Here is a 16,114-nt window from a genome sequence, read left to right on the forward strand (position 1 = left end):
CAGGATGCCTTCATGGCCACCCACTATCTCGAGTTCGAAAAGCCGATTGCCGACCTCGAAGCCAAGATCGAGGAGCTGTCGCTGCTGTCCGAAACGGCGGGCTCGTTCGAGACCGAAGTCGCCGGTTTGACTCGCAAGGCCGAGGAACTGCGCCGCAAGATTTATGGCAAGCTGGACCCCTGGATGAAGACCCAGGTGGCCCGCCACCCCCAGCGTCCGCATCTGGTCGACTATATCGACGGTCTGTTCACCGATTTTGTCGAGCTGCACGGCGACCGTCAGTTCGGCGACGATCAGGCCATCATTGGCGGTCTCGCCCGCTTCCGCGACCGTCCCGTCCTGGTCATGGGCCAGGAGAAGGGCCACGACACCCAGACCCGCCTGACCCACAATTTCGGCATGGCCCGGCCCGAGGGCTATCGCAAGGCCGTGCGCCTGATGGATCTGGCCGAACAGTACAGCCTGCCCGTCCTGACCTTTGTCGACACCGCCGGGGCCTATCCGGGGCTGGGCGCCGAAGAGCGCGGTCAGGCCGAGGCCATCGCGCGCTCGACCGAGCGCTGCCTCACGTTGGGCGTCCCCTCCATTGCCACCGTCACCGGCGAGGGCGGCTCCGGCGGCGCCATCGCCATCGCCGCCGCCAGCCGCGTGCTGATGCTGGAGCACTCCATCTATTCTGTGATCTCGCCCGAAGGCGCCGCCGGAATCCTGTGGCGCGACGGGGCCCGGGCCCGTGACGCCGCCATGGCCATGAAGATCACCGGCCCCGACCTGATGGAGCTCAAGATTGTGGATCGCCTGATTCCCGAGCCGGTCGGCGGGGCCCACAGCGACCGCGCCACCGCCATTGCCAACGTCGGCGACGTCCTGGCCGAAGAGCTGGAGGCGATGAAGGGCCTCTCGCCCGAAGACCTGCGCCGCAAACGCGCCGAACGCTTCTACGCCATCGGCCGCATGAGCTAGGCCTTCAGGGCCGAGCCCCGGGTCTGCTTGCGCCACAGGGTCGCGTACTCACCCCCCTGACGCGCCACCAGTTCAGTGTGCGTGCCGCGTTCGACCACGCGCCCGTCCTTCAGGACCAGGATCAGATCGGCGTCGGCCACGGTCGAAAGCCGGTGGGCGACGACGAGCGTTGACCGCCCGGCCCGGGCCTTCCTCAGCGTCTTCTGAATGGCCTGTTCCGTGCGGCTGTCCAGCGCGCTGGTCGCTTCGTCGAGGATCAGGATGCGCGGATCGGCCAGCAGGGCGCGGGCGATGCCGACGCGCTGGCGCTCGCCGCCCGACAGCTTCAGCCCCCGCTCGCCGACCTTGGTGTCCAGCCCGTTCGGGAGGGTGCGGATGAAGGTCGCCAGTTCCGCCGCCTCGGCCGCCTGCCAGATGTCTTCCTCGCTCGCCTCGGGCCGGGCGAAGGCGATGTTGGACCGCAGCGTATCGTTGAACAGGGCCACATCCTGCGGCACCAGCGACATGGCGCTGCGCAGCGAGGCCTGGGTCACGGCCATCGCATCCTCGCCATCGATGGTCACCCTCCCGGTCTGGGGGTCCAGCAGCCTCAGGGCCAGCTTGACCACCGTCGACTTGCCCGCCCCCGACGGCCCGACGAGGGCCACGGTCTGACCGGGCTCCAGCGTGAAGCGCACATCCTCCAGCCCTGCGGCGCGGGCATCATGGCGGAAGCTGACATCCTCGAACGCCAGACACCCGCCGCGCGCGTCCAGTGGCCGCACCAGATCATGAGCGTTCGGCGCGTCGGCCACCTGCGGCCGCTGGCGCGTGACCTTCAGCAGCTCTTCCATGTCGATGAAGCCCTGCCGGATCTCCCGATAGGCAAAACCCAGAATGTTCAGCGGGGCATAGAGGGAGATCAGGATCAGCACCGCCGCCATCACATCGCCCGGTCCCAGCCGCCCGGCGGCGGCCTCGAACCCTGCCATGACGGCCATGATGGCCAGACCCAGGTTCATGATCAGGGCCTGGATGCCATTCAGCATGGCCAGCGAGTTATTGGCCTTCAGCGCCGCCTGCACATAGGTGGTCAGGGCCTGATCATAGCGACTGGATGTCCGGGTCTCGGCCCCGAACGACTTGACCGTCTCATAGTTCAACAGGGCATCGACCGACAGGCCCGCCGCCTCGGAGTCGGCCGCATTCATCGCCCGGCGATGCTCGAGCCGCCAGCCGGCCATGCCAAAGGTCACGGCCGCATAGATGACCACCACCGCCACGGCCACGGCCGCGAACCGCCAGTCATAGCGCGCGCCCAGCACCCCGGCGGCCAGGATCAGCTCGATTCCCGTCGGTGCCAGGTTGAAGACGATGATGCGCAGCAGGAAATCAACGGCACGCGACCCCCGCTCCATGATCCGCGACAGGGCGCCCGACCGCTTGGTCTGGTGAAAATCCAGCGACAGCGACAGGGTGTGGGAAAAGGTGTCAGCGGCCATCTTGCGTTGCGCCGCAGCCCGCACCGGGGCGAACACCACATCCGACAGCTGCGGCGTCACCGAGGACAGGAACCGCACCCCGGCCCAGCCCAACGCAAAGGCGGCAAAGCCCCAGCCGACCGCGACGGCCGCGCCCTGCCCCGCCGCCAGTTCATTGACGGCAATGCCCAACAGGACCGGTGCCGCCACGCCCAGCGCCTTGCCCAGCAGGGTCAGGGTCAGGGCCGCCGTGATCCTCAGCCGCAGCTGTGGCGCGCCCGACCGGCCGACCACGCCGAAAAGATCGGCCAGCGCCTTCCATGTCGAGGGCGTATCCGCAGGCGTGTCCGCAACCGCGCCGTCAAGAGCCTTTGTCGCGGGGGCGACATTGCGCCCCCGCCCTCGTTCACCGCGCATCGCCATGGGCCCTATATGGCGCGCGCTGCGGGTTTGACAAAGCCGTCAGCCAATCCCGGCGATCGTCTCGACCAGTTCCTCGACGGCCTCGACCGTCGTCGCCCAGGAACAGACGAACCGCACCGACCCGTCATCGAACCGGTAGCAGGCCCAGCCCGCCTCATTCAGACGCTGGTGCGCCGCCGCCGGCATACGGACGAACACGGCATTGGCCTCGACCGGATGGGCCAGAACATGCGGCGAGCGCGTCACAATCCCCTCGGCCAGTTTCAGCGCCATGGCATTGGCGTGGGCGGCGTGGCTTTCCCAGGCGCCCGTCTCCAACAGGCCCAGCAGGGGTGCCGCCAGGAAACGGCCCTTGGACGCCATCTGCCCGGCCTGTTTCAGCCGGTTGTCGATCCGCCGGGCCAGCGAGGTGTCGAACATCACCAGCGCCTCACAGCACAGGGCTCCCGCCTTGGCCCCGCCCAGCACCAGAACATCGACGCCCAGCCCGGCGATGGATTTCAGATCAAAGCCTGCCGCCACAGCATTGGCCAGCCGCGCCCCGTCCATGTGTACGCCATGCCCGCGCGCCTTGACCGGATCGATCAGGGCCTTCAGCTCGTCATGCGTATAGACGGTGCCGTATTCCGTGGCCTGGGTCAGCGACAGGGCCGCAGGCGGCTGGCGGTGGCCGACCTCGGTCTCGGCCAGATGCGCCGTCAGCGCACCGACGTCGATCTTGCCCGAAAACCCCGGCAGACCGATCAGGCCGACGCCCTGCCCGAAAAAGCCCGGCGCTCCGGTCTCATCCGTACAGACATGCGCCGCATGGTGCGCCAGCACGGCCTCGAACGGCCAGGCCAGCATCGACAGGGCCAGCGAATTGGCCGCCGTGCCCGAAAACACGAACCGCACCTCGGCCTCGGTATCCAGCCTTTGCCGGATCAGGTCCGCCGCGCGCGTGCTGACGTCATCGGTGCCATAGGCACGCGCAAAGCCGTCATTGGCCTGCGTCAGGGCCGCCAGGGCCTCCGGCGCCATGCCCGCCGTGTTGTCGGAGCCGAAATCATAGCGCATCAGGAGTCGCTTTCCCGGTCGTCGCCCTTATCTGCGGTGACCATCACCAGACGTGCCAGGTCGGCGCCCTTGTGCGGCACCTCGACCTGATGCGGGAACGGAATCTCGATACCGGCCTCATCCAGCGCTTCCTTGCCAGCCTGCATCAGATCCGCCTGGGTCTGCCACCATTCGCCGGAAAACACCCACGCGTGCAGGGTGATCTGGACCGCGCTGTCCAGCAGACCCGTCACGCCCGACCAGACGGGCGGGTCCTCCATCACGCTGTCATGCTGCCTCGCGACGGCCTCGAGGACCTCGCGGGCGGCCTTCAGGTCCTCGCCATAGCCCACGGTGAAATCGATCTCGACGCGGCGCCGGGTCTGACCCGAGAAATTCAGGATGCGGTCGCCCAGAACCAGCGAGTTCGGCACGACGATCTTGTGATTGCTGGCATTGCTGAGCTGCGTGGTGAACAGGTCCAGCTTCTGCACCGACGCCGTGACACCACCGATGTCGACCACATCCCCCACCCGATACGGCCGCAGGATCAGCAGCATGACCCCCGCCGCCACATTGGAAAGCGTGCCCTGCAACGCCAGACCAACGGCCAGCGAGGCGGCACCCAGAACGGCAATGATCGAGGTGGTCTGTACGCCCAGACGCTGCAGCACGGCGATCAGGCCCAGGATCAGCACCGACACGCGGACGATCTGCACCGCAAAGCTGAGAACCGTTGAGTCGTGGCGGAAGGCGCTGACCCGACCCAGCCCCTTGCGCGCCGCCGAGGCGGCCCAGCGCGAGGCGATCACCGTTGCGATCAGGATCAGGATCGCCAGCGTCAGATTGACGGCAAAATCGCCGACCAGTTGGGTCGCCTTGGCGACCAGGGCGGCATCAAGGGTCACGGCATCCCGGCTCGAGGCCAGGGTCGAGGCAAGAAGGCTGGTGTCAGTCATGCCCCGGGTCTAGCGCCCCGGAAAGGCTTGTGAACCCCCTGACCGGCAATTCTTTACGCAGTCAGCGGGTCAGGCGGCGGCCTGGACCGGAGCCTCTGTGCCCATCGTCGCCCGCAACGCCTCACGGCCCTCACCGACGAGAGCCATCATCTGGGCCAGGGCCGCAAAGTCGATGGGCTTGTTCAGATAGGCATCGGCCCCGGCCTCAAGCCCTGCGGCGTGATCCTCGCTGCGGGCCGAGGCCGACAGCACCACGATCGGCGTTCCGGCATTAATGCCGGCTCCGTCGCGGATGTGCCGGGTCGCCGTCAGGCCGTCCATGACCGGCATGTTGACGTCCATGATGATCAGATCGAACGGCTGTTCCGCACAGGCATCCAGCGCCAGCTGTCCGTTCTCGGCAGCGGTCGAGACATGTCCGGCTGAGCTCATCCAGGCTTCCAGGATCATGCGGTTGACCGGGTGATCCTCGACGATCAGCACCGACATCTGACGGCCGTCCTCGACCTCTGCAGTGATTTCCTCGACCGCTTTCGGGGCGGCCCACTCCACGACCTCGGCCTCAACCGCAAAGATGAAGGTCGACCCCTTGCCCAGCTCCGAGGTCACTGTGATGTCACCGCCCATGATATTGGCCATGCGCCGCGAAATCGTCAGGCCCAGGCCCGTCCCGCCGAACCGGCGCGTCGACGAGGCATCGACCTGGGTAAAGGGCTGGAACAGACGCTCGAGATCCGCGGCAGAAATCCCGGTGCCACTGTCGGTGACGGCGAACTCGAACGCCACCCGCCGGTCGGCCAGTCGCTTGCCCCTGACCGTATAGGCCACCGTGCCCGTGTCGGTGAACTTGACAGCATTCGACAGCAGATTGTGGATCACCTGACAGACACGCAGCGGGTCGCCCTTCACGGTCGCCGGGATGTCGCCTTCGTAGGTCGCCTCGAACATCAGGCCCTTGGCCTCGGCCTGGGCCTGGAACGGGCCGGTCACGCGACGATGCAGGTCCTCGACCGACACATCGACGATCTCGAAGGTCATTTTCCCGGCCTCGATCTTGGTCATGTCGAGGATGTCGTTCAGCAGGCTGAGCAGATTGTCGCCGGAGTTGCGGATGATCGACAGATATTCCCGCTGGGTATTCTCCAGGCGCGTCGCGCTCAGCAGCTGGGCCGCGCCGAGGACGCCGTTCATCGGCGTGCGCAGCTCGTGCGAGATGATTCCCAGGAAGTTGGACTTGGCGTCATTGGCGGCGTTGGCCTTGTCGCGGGCCGCTTCCAGCTCTTCGATCAGATGGGCCTGGTGGGCCTGAAACGCGCGAATTCGCTCCTCGCGCATCATGGTCATGGTCACCAGCACGAACAGGCCGGCCGCCGTGAAGGGCAGCACGGCAAGGAACGGCCAGAACAGCGGCGTGCCCCACTGGCTCACCGCAATAATCACAGCCACAGCGCCATAGGGCGAGGAAATCACAAGGGCCTGCCGGGGCGAACTGCGCAGCTGCGCGAACACCAGCACATAGCCGGAGACCAGCAGCGTCAGGGCCAGAGGCTGTCCGAACGGCGCGCCCGAGAACCAGGCCAGCAGGGGTGCTGCGGCCCAGGCGGCGGTCGTCACGGTCGCCACGGCGGGAAAAATCAGACCCCACCCGGTTCCGACCCGTTCGCTGATGCGCTTTTCAACCGCCCCGCGCGCGGCCCCGGCGGCCAGCGTTCCGACGAACCACAGACCGGCCGTCATGGAGCCCAGGGTCGCGAGCAGTCCCAGCGCCCAGCTGGTGATGATCAGATAGCGCAGATACTGGGTCTGCAGGATGGCCTTCAGGGCTGCCGCAGCCTCTCCCGGCGCCGCGTCTTGCCCTAATCCGTCTGTTTCGACCAAGGCGGGCCCCCTCCGCACCGTTCACTTCAGGGTGGACGCTACTGTGAAGTTTCTAAGACGAGGTGAATCTTTGTCCTGGTCGCGGATTACGACATGTTGGGACTCTTCTGCACCTCGTCCGGCGTCAGCGCCTTGACCGACAGGGCGTGCACCGGCCCGGCCATTTCCTCGCGCAGCAGGTCCAGCACCCGCCGCTGCCGCGCCACCCGGGTCAGGCCCTCAAAGGCTTCCGATACGATCATCAGGTTGAAATGGCTCTCACCGCCGGGCCGGGCATCCATGCCGCCTTCATGGTGGTGGCCGGCGTGGCGCGCGCTGTCGTCGACCAGCTCAATCGCGTCCGGGGACAGCCCTGCCCCCAGCTTTTCGAGGATTCTTTGCGCAATCGGGCCGTGCGACATGCCATCTTCCTTGATGAGGACCAAATCAGCCCTACACTTCACAGGATGCCTTCCTCGTTTCAATACAAGCCGCGCTTCACGGACATCCGGGTCAAGCCCCCTCGCACCGACGAGGAGCGGGCGGCCGAGGCCGATGTCCTGCGCCTCAAGCCCGGCGAAAAGCCCTGCCAGTGGCCCGACTGCACTCGTGCGGCCACCGCCCGTGCGCCCAAATCGCGTGAGCGCATCAACGACTTCTACGACTTCTGCCAGTCGCACGCCGCCGAATATAACAAGGGCTGGAACTTCTATGCCGGCATGAGCGAGGACGATATCCGCGCCGCCCGCGAGAATGAGGCCATGACCGGCGGTCGCCCGACCTGGGAAATGAAGGCCGGACGCCTGAACCGGGAATCCGCCGCCGCCTCAAAGGCCGGCACCACCGGCGGCACCTGGCGCGACAGCTTCGGCCTGTTCGGTCGCCGGGGCGAGGCCGTGCCCGAACAGCCGGGCGAGGATCGCCGCATCGGCCGGCTGGAACGCGCCGCCCTGGCCGACCTCGATCTGGAGCCCGGCGTCGAGAAGAAGGCCATCAAGGCCCGCTACCACGAACTGCTCAAGCGCTTTCACCCCGACCACAACAAGGGCGACCGCGGCGCCGAGGCCAAGCTGCAGCGCGTCATCAAGGCCTGGAAGACCCTGCAAAAGGCCGGTCTGGCCTGACGGGCTTCAACTCCCCCTCCGCATCCGCTAAGCGCACCCCATGACCTCTCCGCTCGACTCCTCGCCCGATCCTCTGCTGACGCTCGAACCGCACCGCAAGGCGACGGTCCGTGAGTTGTTCGGCATCGACGCCGACATGACCGTGCCGGTGTTCACCGAGCGTGACAGCCATGTCCCGGACATCGACGAGGCCTATCGCTTCGACCCCCAGACGACGCTGGCCATCTGTGCCGGCTTTGCCTTTGACCGCCGTGTCATGGTTCAGGGCTATCACGGCACCGGCAAGTCGACCCACATCGAACAGGTCGCCGCCCGCCTCAACTGGCCGCTGGTGCGCGTCAACCTCGACAGCCACGTCAGCCGGATCGACCTGGTGGGCAAGGACGCCATCGTCCTGAAGGACGGCAAACAGGTCACCGAATTCCGCGAGGGCATGCTGCCCTGGGCCATCCAGCGCCCGATCGCCCTGGTGTTCGACGAATACGACGCCGGCCGCCCCGATGTGATGTTCGTCATCCAGCGCGTGCTCGAGGCCCAGGGCCGCCTGACCCTGCTGGACCAGAACCGCGTCATCCGCCCCAACAAGCATTTCCGCCTGTTCGCCACGACCAACACCATCGGCCTCGGCGACACCTCGGGCCTCTATCACGGCACCCAGCAGATCAATCAGGGCCAGATGGACCGCTGGAACATCGTCACCACGCTCAACTACCTCGACCACGACGTCGAGGCCGAGATCGTCGCCGCCAAGGTACCCGAGTGGAACGACGCCGAGGGCAAGCGCACCATCGCCGCCATGGTCCGCGTCGCCGACATGACCCGCAACGCCTTCATGAATGGCGACATCAGCACGGTCATGAGCCCCCGCACCGTCATCACCTGGGCCCAGAACGCCACCATCTTCGTCGGCGACATCGGCCTCGCCTTCCGCCTCACCTTCCTGAACAAATGCGACGAACTGGAACGGCCGACGATTGCGGAATTCTACCAGCGCGCGTTCGGTGAAGACCTGCCCGAGGCGGCGACGCGGGTGAAGGTGGGTTAGGGCTTACTGTCGCCCTTCCTCTTTTGCCGGTGTTGGTCGGCAATCTCGGTGACGTCGATGAGCGATACATAGCGGCCGACTTGTCGAGATATCGCTTGGAGGTGCTTCTCCATCCTATCAAGCGTTTCAGCCGATTTGGCCGACGGCGATTTCGCCAGTATGCCGCGAAGGCCCGAGAACTGCTTTATATCGATTATTCTCTTGCCCCTATGAGTGCGGCCGAGCGCATCTTTGTAGGTGATATCTACTGTGAACCGTTTAAGTGGGCCGATATCTTGATCGGACAACTTTCCGTAGAGTTCAAAGCTAATACCAAAAAGCGATTTAACCTTCTCGCCTTGCGGGATAACCGACATTGGCATTCGATCTTTATCATTTTCAAGCAACACGTTATGCGCTGAGAAATCATCTTCATCACAGTCGAATTGAAACACGACATCAAACGCCGGTCCGCGCCCGACATTGGCTAAAATGAACTCGACAGCTCCCGATCCTTCTGGGTGAGGAAGAATATAGGCCACGACATCAGGGCTAGATCCGGCCTTCCTTAAAGCTCGATTTTCGAACCATAGGAATGCGGTTAGTATGGCAATGCCGAGCGTCGATATTCCCGACATAAGAGTGGAATATCGGTCCAAAACTTCGAGTACGTTTTCCATCACTGTGATCATAGGCCCCTACGCCGCCCTCGGCGTGATCATCTCCAGCGCCGCACCCATCTTCCGCCGCTGCTCCAGCAGGTCGTAGTCAATCTGCAGTCCAAGAAAGTACCCGGCGCTGAGGCCCCAGTAGCGCGTCAGACGCAGGTCGGTGTCAGCCGTCACCGCGCGCTTGCCTAGGACGATCTCGTTGATCCGGCGCGGCGGCACACCGATGGCGTTGGCCAATGCGGTCTGGCTCATGCCTGCGGGCTTGAGGAAATCCTCCATCAGGATGTCACCCGGGGTCGGGTTCTTCAGCCAGTCGTCGGGATGGCCGACGTCGGCAAAACGGTCAGTGGTAGTCACAGATTTCGACATCCTCGCATCCTCCTTCGGCCCAGCGGAAGCAAATCCGCCACTGTCTGTTGATCCGGATCGAGTGCTGCCCCTTGCGGTCCTTGGTCAAGGCCTCAAGCCCATTGCCGGGCGGCACACGCAAGTCTTCTAGGGTCACGCTCCGATTCAACTGCCGCAGCTTGCGCAGCGCAACATCCTGAATATCGCCAGGAAGCCGCCGCGACCGCTGGCCATTCCAGACTTTTTCCGTCTCGCGATCACGAAAGCTGCGGATCATCGAAGCTCTCTATAACGCATAACGTTATACGGATCAACCTACCCCCCGTAATACGTCGGTGATCCCGGCCCCACCGGCAGGCCCAGGCCGAACACCCACAGGAAGAACAGCACCGTCCAGGCGATCGTGAAGAAGATCGAATACGGCAGCATCATCGCGATCATCGTCCCGATGCCGATGTCCTTGTTGTAGCGGGTCGCCCACGCCAGGATCAGGCCGAAATAGCTCATCATCGGGGTGATGATATTGGTCGTTGAATCCCCGATCCGGTAGGCGGTCTGGATCACCTCGGGCGAATAGCCGATCAGCATCAACATGGGCACAAAGATCGGCGCCGTCATCGCCCACTGGGCCGAGGCCGAACCGATCATCAGGTTCACGAAACAGCAGATCAGGATGAAGCCGATGAACACCGCCGGTCCGGTCAGCCCGCTCTCCTTGAGGAAGGTGGCGCCATTGACCGCCGTTATGGCCCCCAGGTTCGACCAGCCGAAGAAGGCCACGAACTGGGCGGCAAAGAACACGATCACCACATACAGGCCCAGCGTCGAGACGGCCGAGGCCATGCCGTCGATCACATCGCGGTCGTTCTTCACCGTCCCGACCGTGCGTCCATAGGCAAAGCCGACCACCAGGAAGAACAGCAGGATCCAGGTGACAAAGCCGCTGAAGAAGGGCGAGCGGATGCGGTCCCCCGTCTCCGGGTCGCGCAACAGGCCCCAGTCGGGCACCAGGGTCAGTGCCATCACCGCCAGAACCCCCAGCACCGCCAGACCGGCGACCTTCAGCCCCTTCTTCTCCAGCGGCGTCAGGGCGTCCATCGACCCGCCCTTCAGGATCTCGGGATCGGCCTTCGTCTTGTCATAGGCGCCCAGCTTGGGCTCGACGATATAGATGCTGACCAGACCGCCGATGATCGTCACCAGAAACACGCTGATGAACATGAAGAAATAGCTGGCCGTCGCCGTCACCGCATAGGTGGGGTCGATCAGGCGCGCGGCCTCCTCGGTGATCCCGGCCAGCAGCGGGTCGACCGTGCCGATCAGCAGATTGGCGGAATAGCCACCCGACACCCCGGCAAAGGCCGCCGCCATACCCGCCAGCGGATGTCGTCCCAGCGAGTAATAGACCGCCCCGGCCAACGGGATCAGCACGACATAGCCCATCTCGGACGCTGTATTGGACAGCACCCCGGCAAAGACGATGGCAAAGGTCACCACCTTGGGCGAAGCGCCCAGCACGATGCCGCGCACCGCCGCCGACAGCAGGCCAGACCGCTCGGCCACACCCACGCCCAGCATGGCCACCAGCACCACACCCAGCGGCGCAAAGCTGGTGAAATTGTCGACCAGTCCGGTGAAGATGCGCCGCAGACCGTCGGCGGTCATCAGGCTGACCGCGCGGATCATGCCGTCATCGGCACGGCCCGAAGCCCCCTCCGGCCTCGGATCCTCGACCGCCAGCCCCATCGCCCCGAACAGGCCCGACAGCAGCACAATCCCCACCGCCAGCAGGAAGAACAGCGTCACCGGGTGCGGCAGGCAGTTGCCCAGCCACTCCACCCCGTCCAGAAACCGGGTGAACAGGTTGCGTTTGCCTGTGGGCGGGGCGCCGTTGGGCGTGGCCGGCGGGGTGTCGGTCATCGGTACCTCTCGGTCTTGAAGGAATGCGGCCTAGCGGGCGACCGGCTTCGTCAGGTCGAAGCTCACCCGCAGCAGGCGGTTCTCGCGGGCCAGCTCATAGACATAGGTCTCGCCCGGATTGACCTCGACCGCCCAGACATTGGTGGTCGAAACCGCTGCATTGTTGGCGTTGAACAGGGCGATGGAGAAGCCATCCACCGGGAACTCCTGACGCGTCGCCGTGCCCGCATTCTCCGTATCCCCGCCGTACCAGTGCAGGGTGTGGGTCGTGCCATCCGGGTCGCGGTGATCGTGCTTCAGCGTCAGGCCGCCCGACGTGCGGGTGATCACCCAGGTGCGGCTGTGGTCGGCCCCCACATGGAAGGGAATGCGGATTTCCGTGTCGGAACAGTCGCGCACATGCATGACCAGCCGCTGGCTGCGGAAATCGGCATCGACCGGATCATCCGTGACGACCTTGCCCTCGAAAGTCTGGCCACACAGCTCGGTCAGATTGGCAAAGAAGGCGTCCTGCGCGTCACCACCGCTCGCATACGGGCCGGAGGCACAGCCGGCCAACAGCATCAGGGACAGGGCGGCGGCGGGGGCGCTCAGGGCCATGGGCAGGGTTTTCATGGCCGATACCGTAGCCGCTCGGCCCCCGGGCACAAGAAAAACCGGCTGTGGCAATGTCGGCGTTGACTTGGGCGCGCGCCTGAGTATGTTCCGCGCCTCTCATTCCACGGCTTTCGCCGTCGCAAAGGTAATTTTCCGATGGCCAAACCGGCATCCATCAAGATCCGCCTGAACTCCACGGCGGACACCGGCTTCTTCTACGTCACCAAGAAGAACGCCCGCACCATGACCGAAAAGATGGTCGTCAAGAAGTACGACCCGGTCGTGAAAAAGCACGTCGAATTCAAGGAAGGCAAGATCAAGTAAGATCCTGCTTTAGACCCTCGTCATGCTCGGACAACGAGCGAAGCGAGGCCGATCCGAGTATTGGAACGCCCGGTCCGCAATGGCCGGGCGTTTTGCTGTGCTGGACGTCTCGCGAAGCGGCTTCTCCACAAAGAGCACCACGAACGCACAAAGGACACAACGGGACCGGTGTCCGCCCTCACCCTCGTTATGCTCTTTGTGAAAGCCTTTGTGTTCGTTGTGATGAACCCCTTACGTGGCTTCACACAGCCCCGTCCTACGCTGCCCGCGCAATCACCCGGTTGCGACCCGCCGACTTGGCCTCATAGACCCCCTCGTCGGCGCGTTTCAGCAAGGCGTCGGGCGTGTCCTCACGACCGGTGGTCGCGGCCACGCCGATCGAGATGGTGATCTGCAGGTGGGCGTCGCCGCCCATGACGGGGAACGGCGCCCCGGCCATGTCGGCGCGGATACGGTCGGCGATGCGGACGGCGTCTTCCAGCCGGGTGCCCGGCATGACCACCACGAACTCCTCGCCGCCCATCCGGCAGGGCAGGTCAACCGCCCGCACCTTGGTCGCCAGACGTACGGCGAACTCGCGCAGCACCTCGTCGCCCGCGTCGTGGCCAAAACCGTCGTTGACCGCCTTGAAGTGGTCGATGTCCATCATCAGCACGGCCACAGGCTCGCTGCCCTGATTGGTGCGCCCCACCAGCGCCTGCAGCTGGCCGGCCATGTAGCGGCGGTTATGCAGGCCGGTCAGGGCATCGGTAACCGCCATCTCAAGGCTGTAGTCCAGCTTCTGGCGCAGGAAGTCGGCATAACGTTTGCGCCGCACCTGGGTGCGCGCGCGGGCGGCCAGTTCCTCGACATCGATGGGCGTGGCCAGAATGTCGTTGGCGCCCAACTCCAGCGCCTTGATCATGCGGGCCCGCGCATGCGGATCGACCACCGCCAGTACCGGCAGGGGGCGGGTTGATTCCAGCGAGCGGCTCTGGGCCACCAGCCGCAGGCCGTCGAACCCGCGCGAGGCCGTATTGGCGATCACCAAGTCAAACGGACCGCGCAGGGCGGCCAGCCCCTTCTCGATATCCGTCTCAACGGTCAGCCGGTGCTCGCCATCCAGCTGGCTGCGAATGCGCTCGACCTGACGCGGGTCGTCGTCGATCAGCAGTATCCGTCCGCCCGTGGCGCGCAGCCGCCCGGCCGCGTCCGTGTCGACGCCCAGCCGGCGTCCGCTTTCCTCGCGCGACCGCAATTCGTCCATGATCGACTTCAGACGCGTCAGAGAGCGCACCCGCGCCAGCAGCACCACATCGTCGATCGGCTTGGTGACAAAGTCGTCGGCCCCGGCTTCCAGGCCCTTGATCCGCTCTTCGCGGCCGTCCAGCGCCGTCACCATCACGACCGGAATATGCCGGGTCGCCGGATTGGCCTTCAACCGGCGACAGGTCTCGAACCCGTCCATGTCGGGCATCATCACATCCAGCAGGATGATGTCCGGATGGTGGGCTGCGGCCAGATCCAGCGCCGCCTGACCGCTGTTGCAGGTCAGGACGTCGTAATACTCCATCGTCAGCTTGGCTTCGAGAAGCCGGACGTTGGTTTCGATGTCGTCGACAACAAGGATCCGGGCGGGCATCGGGTCAGCCCATATGCTTGCGGACGACGTCCAGGAAATGCATCACCGAGATCGGCTTGGAGATATAAGCCTCGCAGCCGCCTTGGCGGATCCGTTCCTCGTCGCCCTTCATGGCAAAGGCCGTCACGGCCACTACGGGAATGTGCGACAGCTCCTCATCGTCCTTCAGCCATTTGGTTACTTCCAGGCCGCTGATCTCGGGCAGCTGGATGTCCATCAGGATCAGGTCGGGGCGATGCTGGCGCGCCATGGCCATCGCCGTCAGCCCCTCGCGGGTCTGATAGGTCTGATAGCCCTGGGAATCGAGCAGGTCATGAAACAGCTTCATGTTCAGCTCGTTATCCTCCACGATGAGGACTTTCTTCGACATCATCACCGGTTCCTGCCGCCCCTTGCCGGCGGCGGGGCTGTTGGTCGTCTTCTCCATGGTCAGCATGCCCGCCCAGTCTTAAGTTGACGTGAAGGGCCGCCTCTGGCCCGGGTGCTCCCGATGACCTCCCTCTGCCGAGACTGTCTGTCGCGTTTCGACCGGCCGGAAGCCCGCTGCCCGGCCTGCGGCTCGCCGCGCATGGTCACCCATGCCGAGCTGGACAAGCTGGTCATCGCCCACCTGGACTGCGACGCCTTCTATGCCTCGGTGGAAAAGCGTGACCGGCCCGAGCTGCGCGATGTGCCGGTGATCGTCGGCGGCGGCCATCGCGGGGTGGTCGCGACCGCCTGCTATGTCGCCCGCCAGTATGGCGTCGGCTCGGCCATGCCGATGTTCAAGGCGCTCAAGGCCTGCCCGGACGCCGTGGTGATCAAGCCGGACTTTGCGAAATACAAGCACGAGAGCCGCCGGATCCTGGGCGCCCTGGCCAACCTCACCCCTCTGATCCAGACCCTGTCGCTGGACGAGGCCTGGGCCGATCTGTCGGGCACCGAGCGGCTGAATGGCGGCCCGCCCGCCTGGCAGCTGGCCCAGCTGCAGAAATGGATCGAGGACGAGGTCGGCCTGACCGTCTCGATCGGCCTCGCCCCCAACCGCTTCCTCGCCAAGGTCGCCTCGGAAATGGACAAGCCGCGCGGCTTTTCCGTCATCGGGTCCGAGGCGCAGCAGCTGCTGGCCCCCCGCCCCGTCTCCATCCTGCCGGGCGTCGGGCCGATCTTCGGGCGCACCCTGCGGGCTGACGGCTTCGACACCATCGGACGGCTGGCCGAGGCCGATGTCCGCGATCTGGTCCAACGCTATGGCGACTGGGGCCTCAGGCTATCCGACCTGGCCCACGGTCGCGACAGCCGCCCGGTCGACCCCGAGCACGATCGCAAGGGCATGAGCGCCGAGACCACCTTCAACGTCGATCTGTCCAAGGCCGCGGACCTCGAGACCGAGCTCTGGCCCCTGTGCGAAAAGCTGGCGTCCAAGGCCCGGCGTGACGGCATCGCCGGGCGGGTGGTCACGCTCAAGCTGCGGCGCTCCGACTTCCGCATCCTGACCCGCAGGCGGACCCTGCCCGATCCGGTCCAGACCGCCCGCACCCTGTTTGCCGAGGGCCGGGCCCTGCTCACGCCCGAACTGGGCACGCCCTATCGCCTGATCGGCATCGGTATGGCCGATCTGGTCGATGCCGCTGACGTCGCCCCCGGCCTGTTCGCCGCCGACCGCACGCGTGAGCTCACCACCGAGACCACCATCGACCGGCTGCGCGACCGCTTTGGCCCGGGCGCGGTCATCTCGGGCCGGTCGCTGAAAAGCTGAGCGCGACATCGCGGACGGGGTGACGCCTCGCCCGCGCCGGGCTAAATGCC

The 16,114-nt window shown here is 65.3% G+C and carries 17 protein-coding genes; 5 read left to right on the forward strand and 12 right to left on the reverse strand.

Annotated elements, in window-relative coordinates; all coding sequences use genetic code 11:
- Positions 1–12 precede the first annotated feature (12 nt).
- Positions 13–963: an acetyl-CoA carboxylase carboxyltransferase subunit alpha gene (locus EG854_RS07720; RefSeq protein ID WP_123287533.1), complete on the forward strand. Its 951-nt coding sequence runs from the start codon at positions 13–15 to the stop codon at positions 961–963.
- Here the strand turns inward: EG854_RS07720 and EG854_RS07725 are convergent.
- From EG854_RS07725 to EG854_RS07745, 5 genes are all read right to left on the reverse strand, one after another.
- Entirely contained in the window at positions 960–2,840 is a 1,881-nt protein-coding gene (locus EG854_RS07725) for an ABCB family ABC transporter ATP-binding protein/permease (RefSeq protein ID WP_123287746.1), read from the reverse strand. The genes EG854_RS07720 and EG854_RS07725 overlap by 4 nt on opposite strands.
- A gap of 45 nt (positions 2,841–2,885) precedes the next feature.
- On the reverse strand, positions 2,886–3,902 hold the full coding sequence (locus tag EG854_RS07730) for a threonine aldolase family protein (protein ID WP_123287534.1): 1,017 nt from the start codon (positions 3,900–3,902) through the stop codon (positions 2,886–2,888).
- Entirely contained in the window at positions 3,902–4,840 is a 939-nt protein-coding gene (locus EG854_RS07735) for a mechanosensitive ion channel family protein (RefSeq protein ID WP_123287537.1), read from the reverse strand. The genes EG854_RS07730 and EG854_RS07735 overlap by 1 nt, the downstream gene beginning before the upstream one ends.
- Before the next feature lie 69 nt (positions 4,841–4,909).
- Entirely contained in the window at positions 4,910–6,718 is a 1,809-nt protein-coding gene (locus EG854_RS07740; RefSeq protein ID WP_123287539.1) for a response regulator, read from the reverse strand.
- An 86-nt stretch (positions 6,719–6,804) separates the two neighbouring features.
- Entirely contained in the window at positions 6,805–7,119 is a 315-nt protein-coding gene (locus tag EG854_RS07745) for a BolA family protein (protein WP_123287747.1), read from the reverse strand.
- 45 nt (positions 7,120–7,164) lie between these two features.
- Between EG854_RS07745 and EG854_RS07750 the strand changes: the two genes are divergently transcribed.
- Both EG854_RS07750 and cobS read left to right on the forward strand, forming a co-directional pair.
- Positions 7,165–7,821 (forward strand): J domain-containing protein, encoded by a 657-nt coding sequence (locus EG854_RS07750; protein WP_123287541.1) that lies wholly within the window; start codon positions 7,165–7,167, stop codon positions 7,819–7,821.
- A gap of 40 nt (positions 7,822–7,861) precedes the next feature.
- A complete protein-coding gene (cobS, locus tag EG854_RS07755; protein ID WP_123287543.1) occupies positions 7,862–8,866 on the forward strand; it encodes a cobaltochelatase subunit CobS in 1,005 nt (334 codons plus the stop codon).
- On the opposite strand, the gene EG854_RS13135 is transcribed toward cobS, so the two are convergent.
- Genes EG854_RS13135 through EG854_RS07780 form a run of 5 tightly spaced genes read right to left on the reverse strand, consistent with a single transcriptional unit; the run spans position 8,863 to position 12,399 of the window.
- The gene (locus EG854_RS13135) at positions 8,863–9,525 is read right to left on the reverse strand and encodes a hypothetical protein (protein WP_164461956.1); all 663 of its coding nucleotides are present in this window, start codon (positions 9,523–9,525) and stop codon (positions 8,863–8,865) included. The genes cobS and EG854_RS13135 overlap by 4 nt on opposite strands.
- A gap of 18 nt (positions 9,526–9,543) precedes the next feature.
- Positions 9,544–9,885, reverse strand: a complete 342-nt coding sequence (locus tag EG854_RS07765; RefSeq protein ID WP_123287547.1) for a HigA family addiction module antitoxin — start codon at positions 9,883–9,885, stop codon at positions 9,544–9,546.
- Positions 9,860–10,141 carry a type II toxin-antitoxin system RelE/ParE family toxin gene (locus EG854_RS07770; protein ID WP_123287549.1) on the reverse strand — a complete coding sequence of 94 codons (282 nt, stop codon included), beginning with the start codon at positions 10,139–10,141 and terminating at the stop codon, positions 9,860–9,862. The genes EG854_RS07765 and EG854_RS07770 overlap by 26 nt, the downstream gene beginning before the upstream one ends.
- A 38-nt stretch (positions 10,142–10,179) precedes the next feature.
- A complete protein-coding gene (locus tag EG854_RS07775; RefSeq protein WP_123287551.1) occupies positions 10,180–11,784 on the reverse strand; it encodes an AbgT family transporter in 1,605 nt (534 codons plus the stop codon).
- Positions 11,785–11,814: 30 nt separating this feature from the next.
- Entirely contained in the window at positions 11,815–12,399 is a 585-nt protein-coding gene (locus EG854_RS07780) for a hypothetical protein (RefSeq protein WP_241153173.1), read from the reverse strand.
- A 138-nt stretch (positions 12,400–12,537) separates the two neighbouring features.
- Here EG854_RS07780 and rpmG point away from each other — a divergent pair, with 138 nt between their 5' ends.
- The gene (rpmG, locus tag EG854_RS07785) at positions 12,538–12,705 is read left to right on the forward strand and encodes a 50S ribosomal protein L33 (RefSeq protein WP_029417689.1); all 168 of its coding nucleotides are present in this window, start codon (positions 12,538–12,540) and stop codon (positions 12,703–12,705) included.
- A gap of 256 nt (positions 12,706–12,961) precedes the next feature.
- On the opposite strand, the gene EG854_RS07790 is transcribed toward rpmG, so the two are convergent.
- Entirely contained in the window at positions 12,962–14,326 is a 1,365-nt protein-coding gene (locus EG854_RS07790) for a PleD family two-component system response regulator (protein ID WP_123287554.1), read from the reverse strand.
- A 4-nt stretch (positions 14,327–14,330) separates the two neighbouring features.
- Entirely contained in the window at positions 14,331–14,696 is a 366-nt protein-coding gene (locus EG854_RS07795; protein ID WP_164461973.1) for a response regulator, read from the reverse strand.
- 120 nt (positions 14,697–14,816) lie between these two features.
- On the opposite strand from EG854_RS07795, the gene EG854_RS07800 reads away from it, so the two are divergent.
- Positions 14,817–16,064 carry a DNA polymerase IV gene (locus EG854_RS07800; protein WP_123287555.1) on the forward strand — a complete coding sequence of 416 codons (1,248 nt, stop codon included), beginning with the start codon at positions 14,817–14,819 and terminating at the stop codon, positions 16,062–16,064.
- Positions 16,065–16,114: the final 50 nt, after the last annotated feature.

The organism is Brevundimonas halotolerans, assembly GCF_003730275.1.
In the GTDB taxonomy this organism is placed as follows: Bacteria; Pseudomonadota; Alphaproteobacteria; order Caulobacterales; family Caulobacteraceae; genus Brevundimonas; species Brevundimonas halotolerans.

Bases quoted from the DNA above. Each gene is read 5' to 3' on its own strand.
- EG854_RS07720 (WP_123287533.1), top strand. From the start codon at position 13: ATGGCCACCCACTATCTCGAGTTCGAAAAGCCGATTGCCGACCTCGAA.
- EG854_RS07725 (WP_123287746.1), bottom strand. From the start codon at position 2,840: ATGCGCGGTGAACGAGGGCGGGGGCGCAATGTCGCCCCCGCGACAAAG.
- EG854_RS07730 (WP_123287534.1), bottom strand. From the start codon at position 3,902: ATGCGCTATGATTTCGGCTCCGACAACACGGCGGGCATGGCGCCGGAG.
- EG854_RS07735 (WP_123287537.1), bottom strand. From the start codon at position 4,840: ATGACTGACACCAGCCTTCTTGCCTCGACCCTGGCCTCGAGCCGGGAT.
- EG854_RS07745 (WP_123287747.1), bottom strand. From the start codon at position 7,119: ATGTCGCACGGCCCGATTGCGCAAAGAATCCTCGAAAAGCTGGGGGCA.
- EG854_RS07750 (WP_123287541.1), top strand. From the start codon at position 7,165: ATGCCTTCCTCGTTTCAATACAAGCCGCGCTTCACGGACATCCGGGTC.
- cobS (WP_123287543.1), top strand. From the start codon at position 7,862: ATGACCTCTCCGCTCGACTCCTCGCCCGATCCTCTGCTGACGCTCGAA.
- EG854_RS13135 (WP_164461956.1), bottom strand. From the start codon at position 9,525: ATGGAAAACGTACTCGAAGTTTTGGACCGATATTCCACTCTTATGTCG.
- EG854_RS07765 (WP_123287547.1), bottom strand. From the start codon at position 9,885: ATGTCGAAATCTGTGACTACCACTGACCGTTTTGCCGACGTCGGCCAT.
- EG854_RS07770 (WP_123287549.1), bottom strand. From the start codon at position 10,141: ATGATCCGCAGCTTTCGTGATCGCGAGACGGAAAAAGTCTGGAATGGC.
- EG854_RS07775 (WP_123287551.1), bottom strand. From the start codon at position 11,784: ATGACCGACACCCCGCCGGCCACGCCCAACGGCGCCCCGCCCACAGGC.
- EG854_RS07780 (WP_241153173.1), bottom strand. From the start codon at position 12,399: ATGAAAACCCTGCCCATGGCCCTGAGCGCCCCCGCCGCCGCCCTGTCC.
- rpmG (WP_029417689.1), top strand. From the start codon at position 12,538: ATGGCCAAACCGGCATCCATCAAGATCCGCCTGAACTCCACGGCGGAC.
- EG854_RS07790 (WP_123287554.1), bottom strand. From the start codon at position 14,326: ATGCCCGCCCGGATCCTTGTTGTCGACGACATCGAAACCAACGTCCGG.
- EG854_RS07795 (WP_164461973.1), bottom strand. From the start codon at position 14,696: ATGTCGAAGAAAGTCCTCATCGTGGAGGATAACGAGCTGAACATGAAG.
- EG854_RS07800 (WP_123287555.1), top strand. From the start codon at position 14,817: ATGACCTCCCTCTGCCGAGACTGTCTGTCGCGTTTCGACCGGCCGGAA.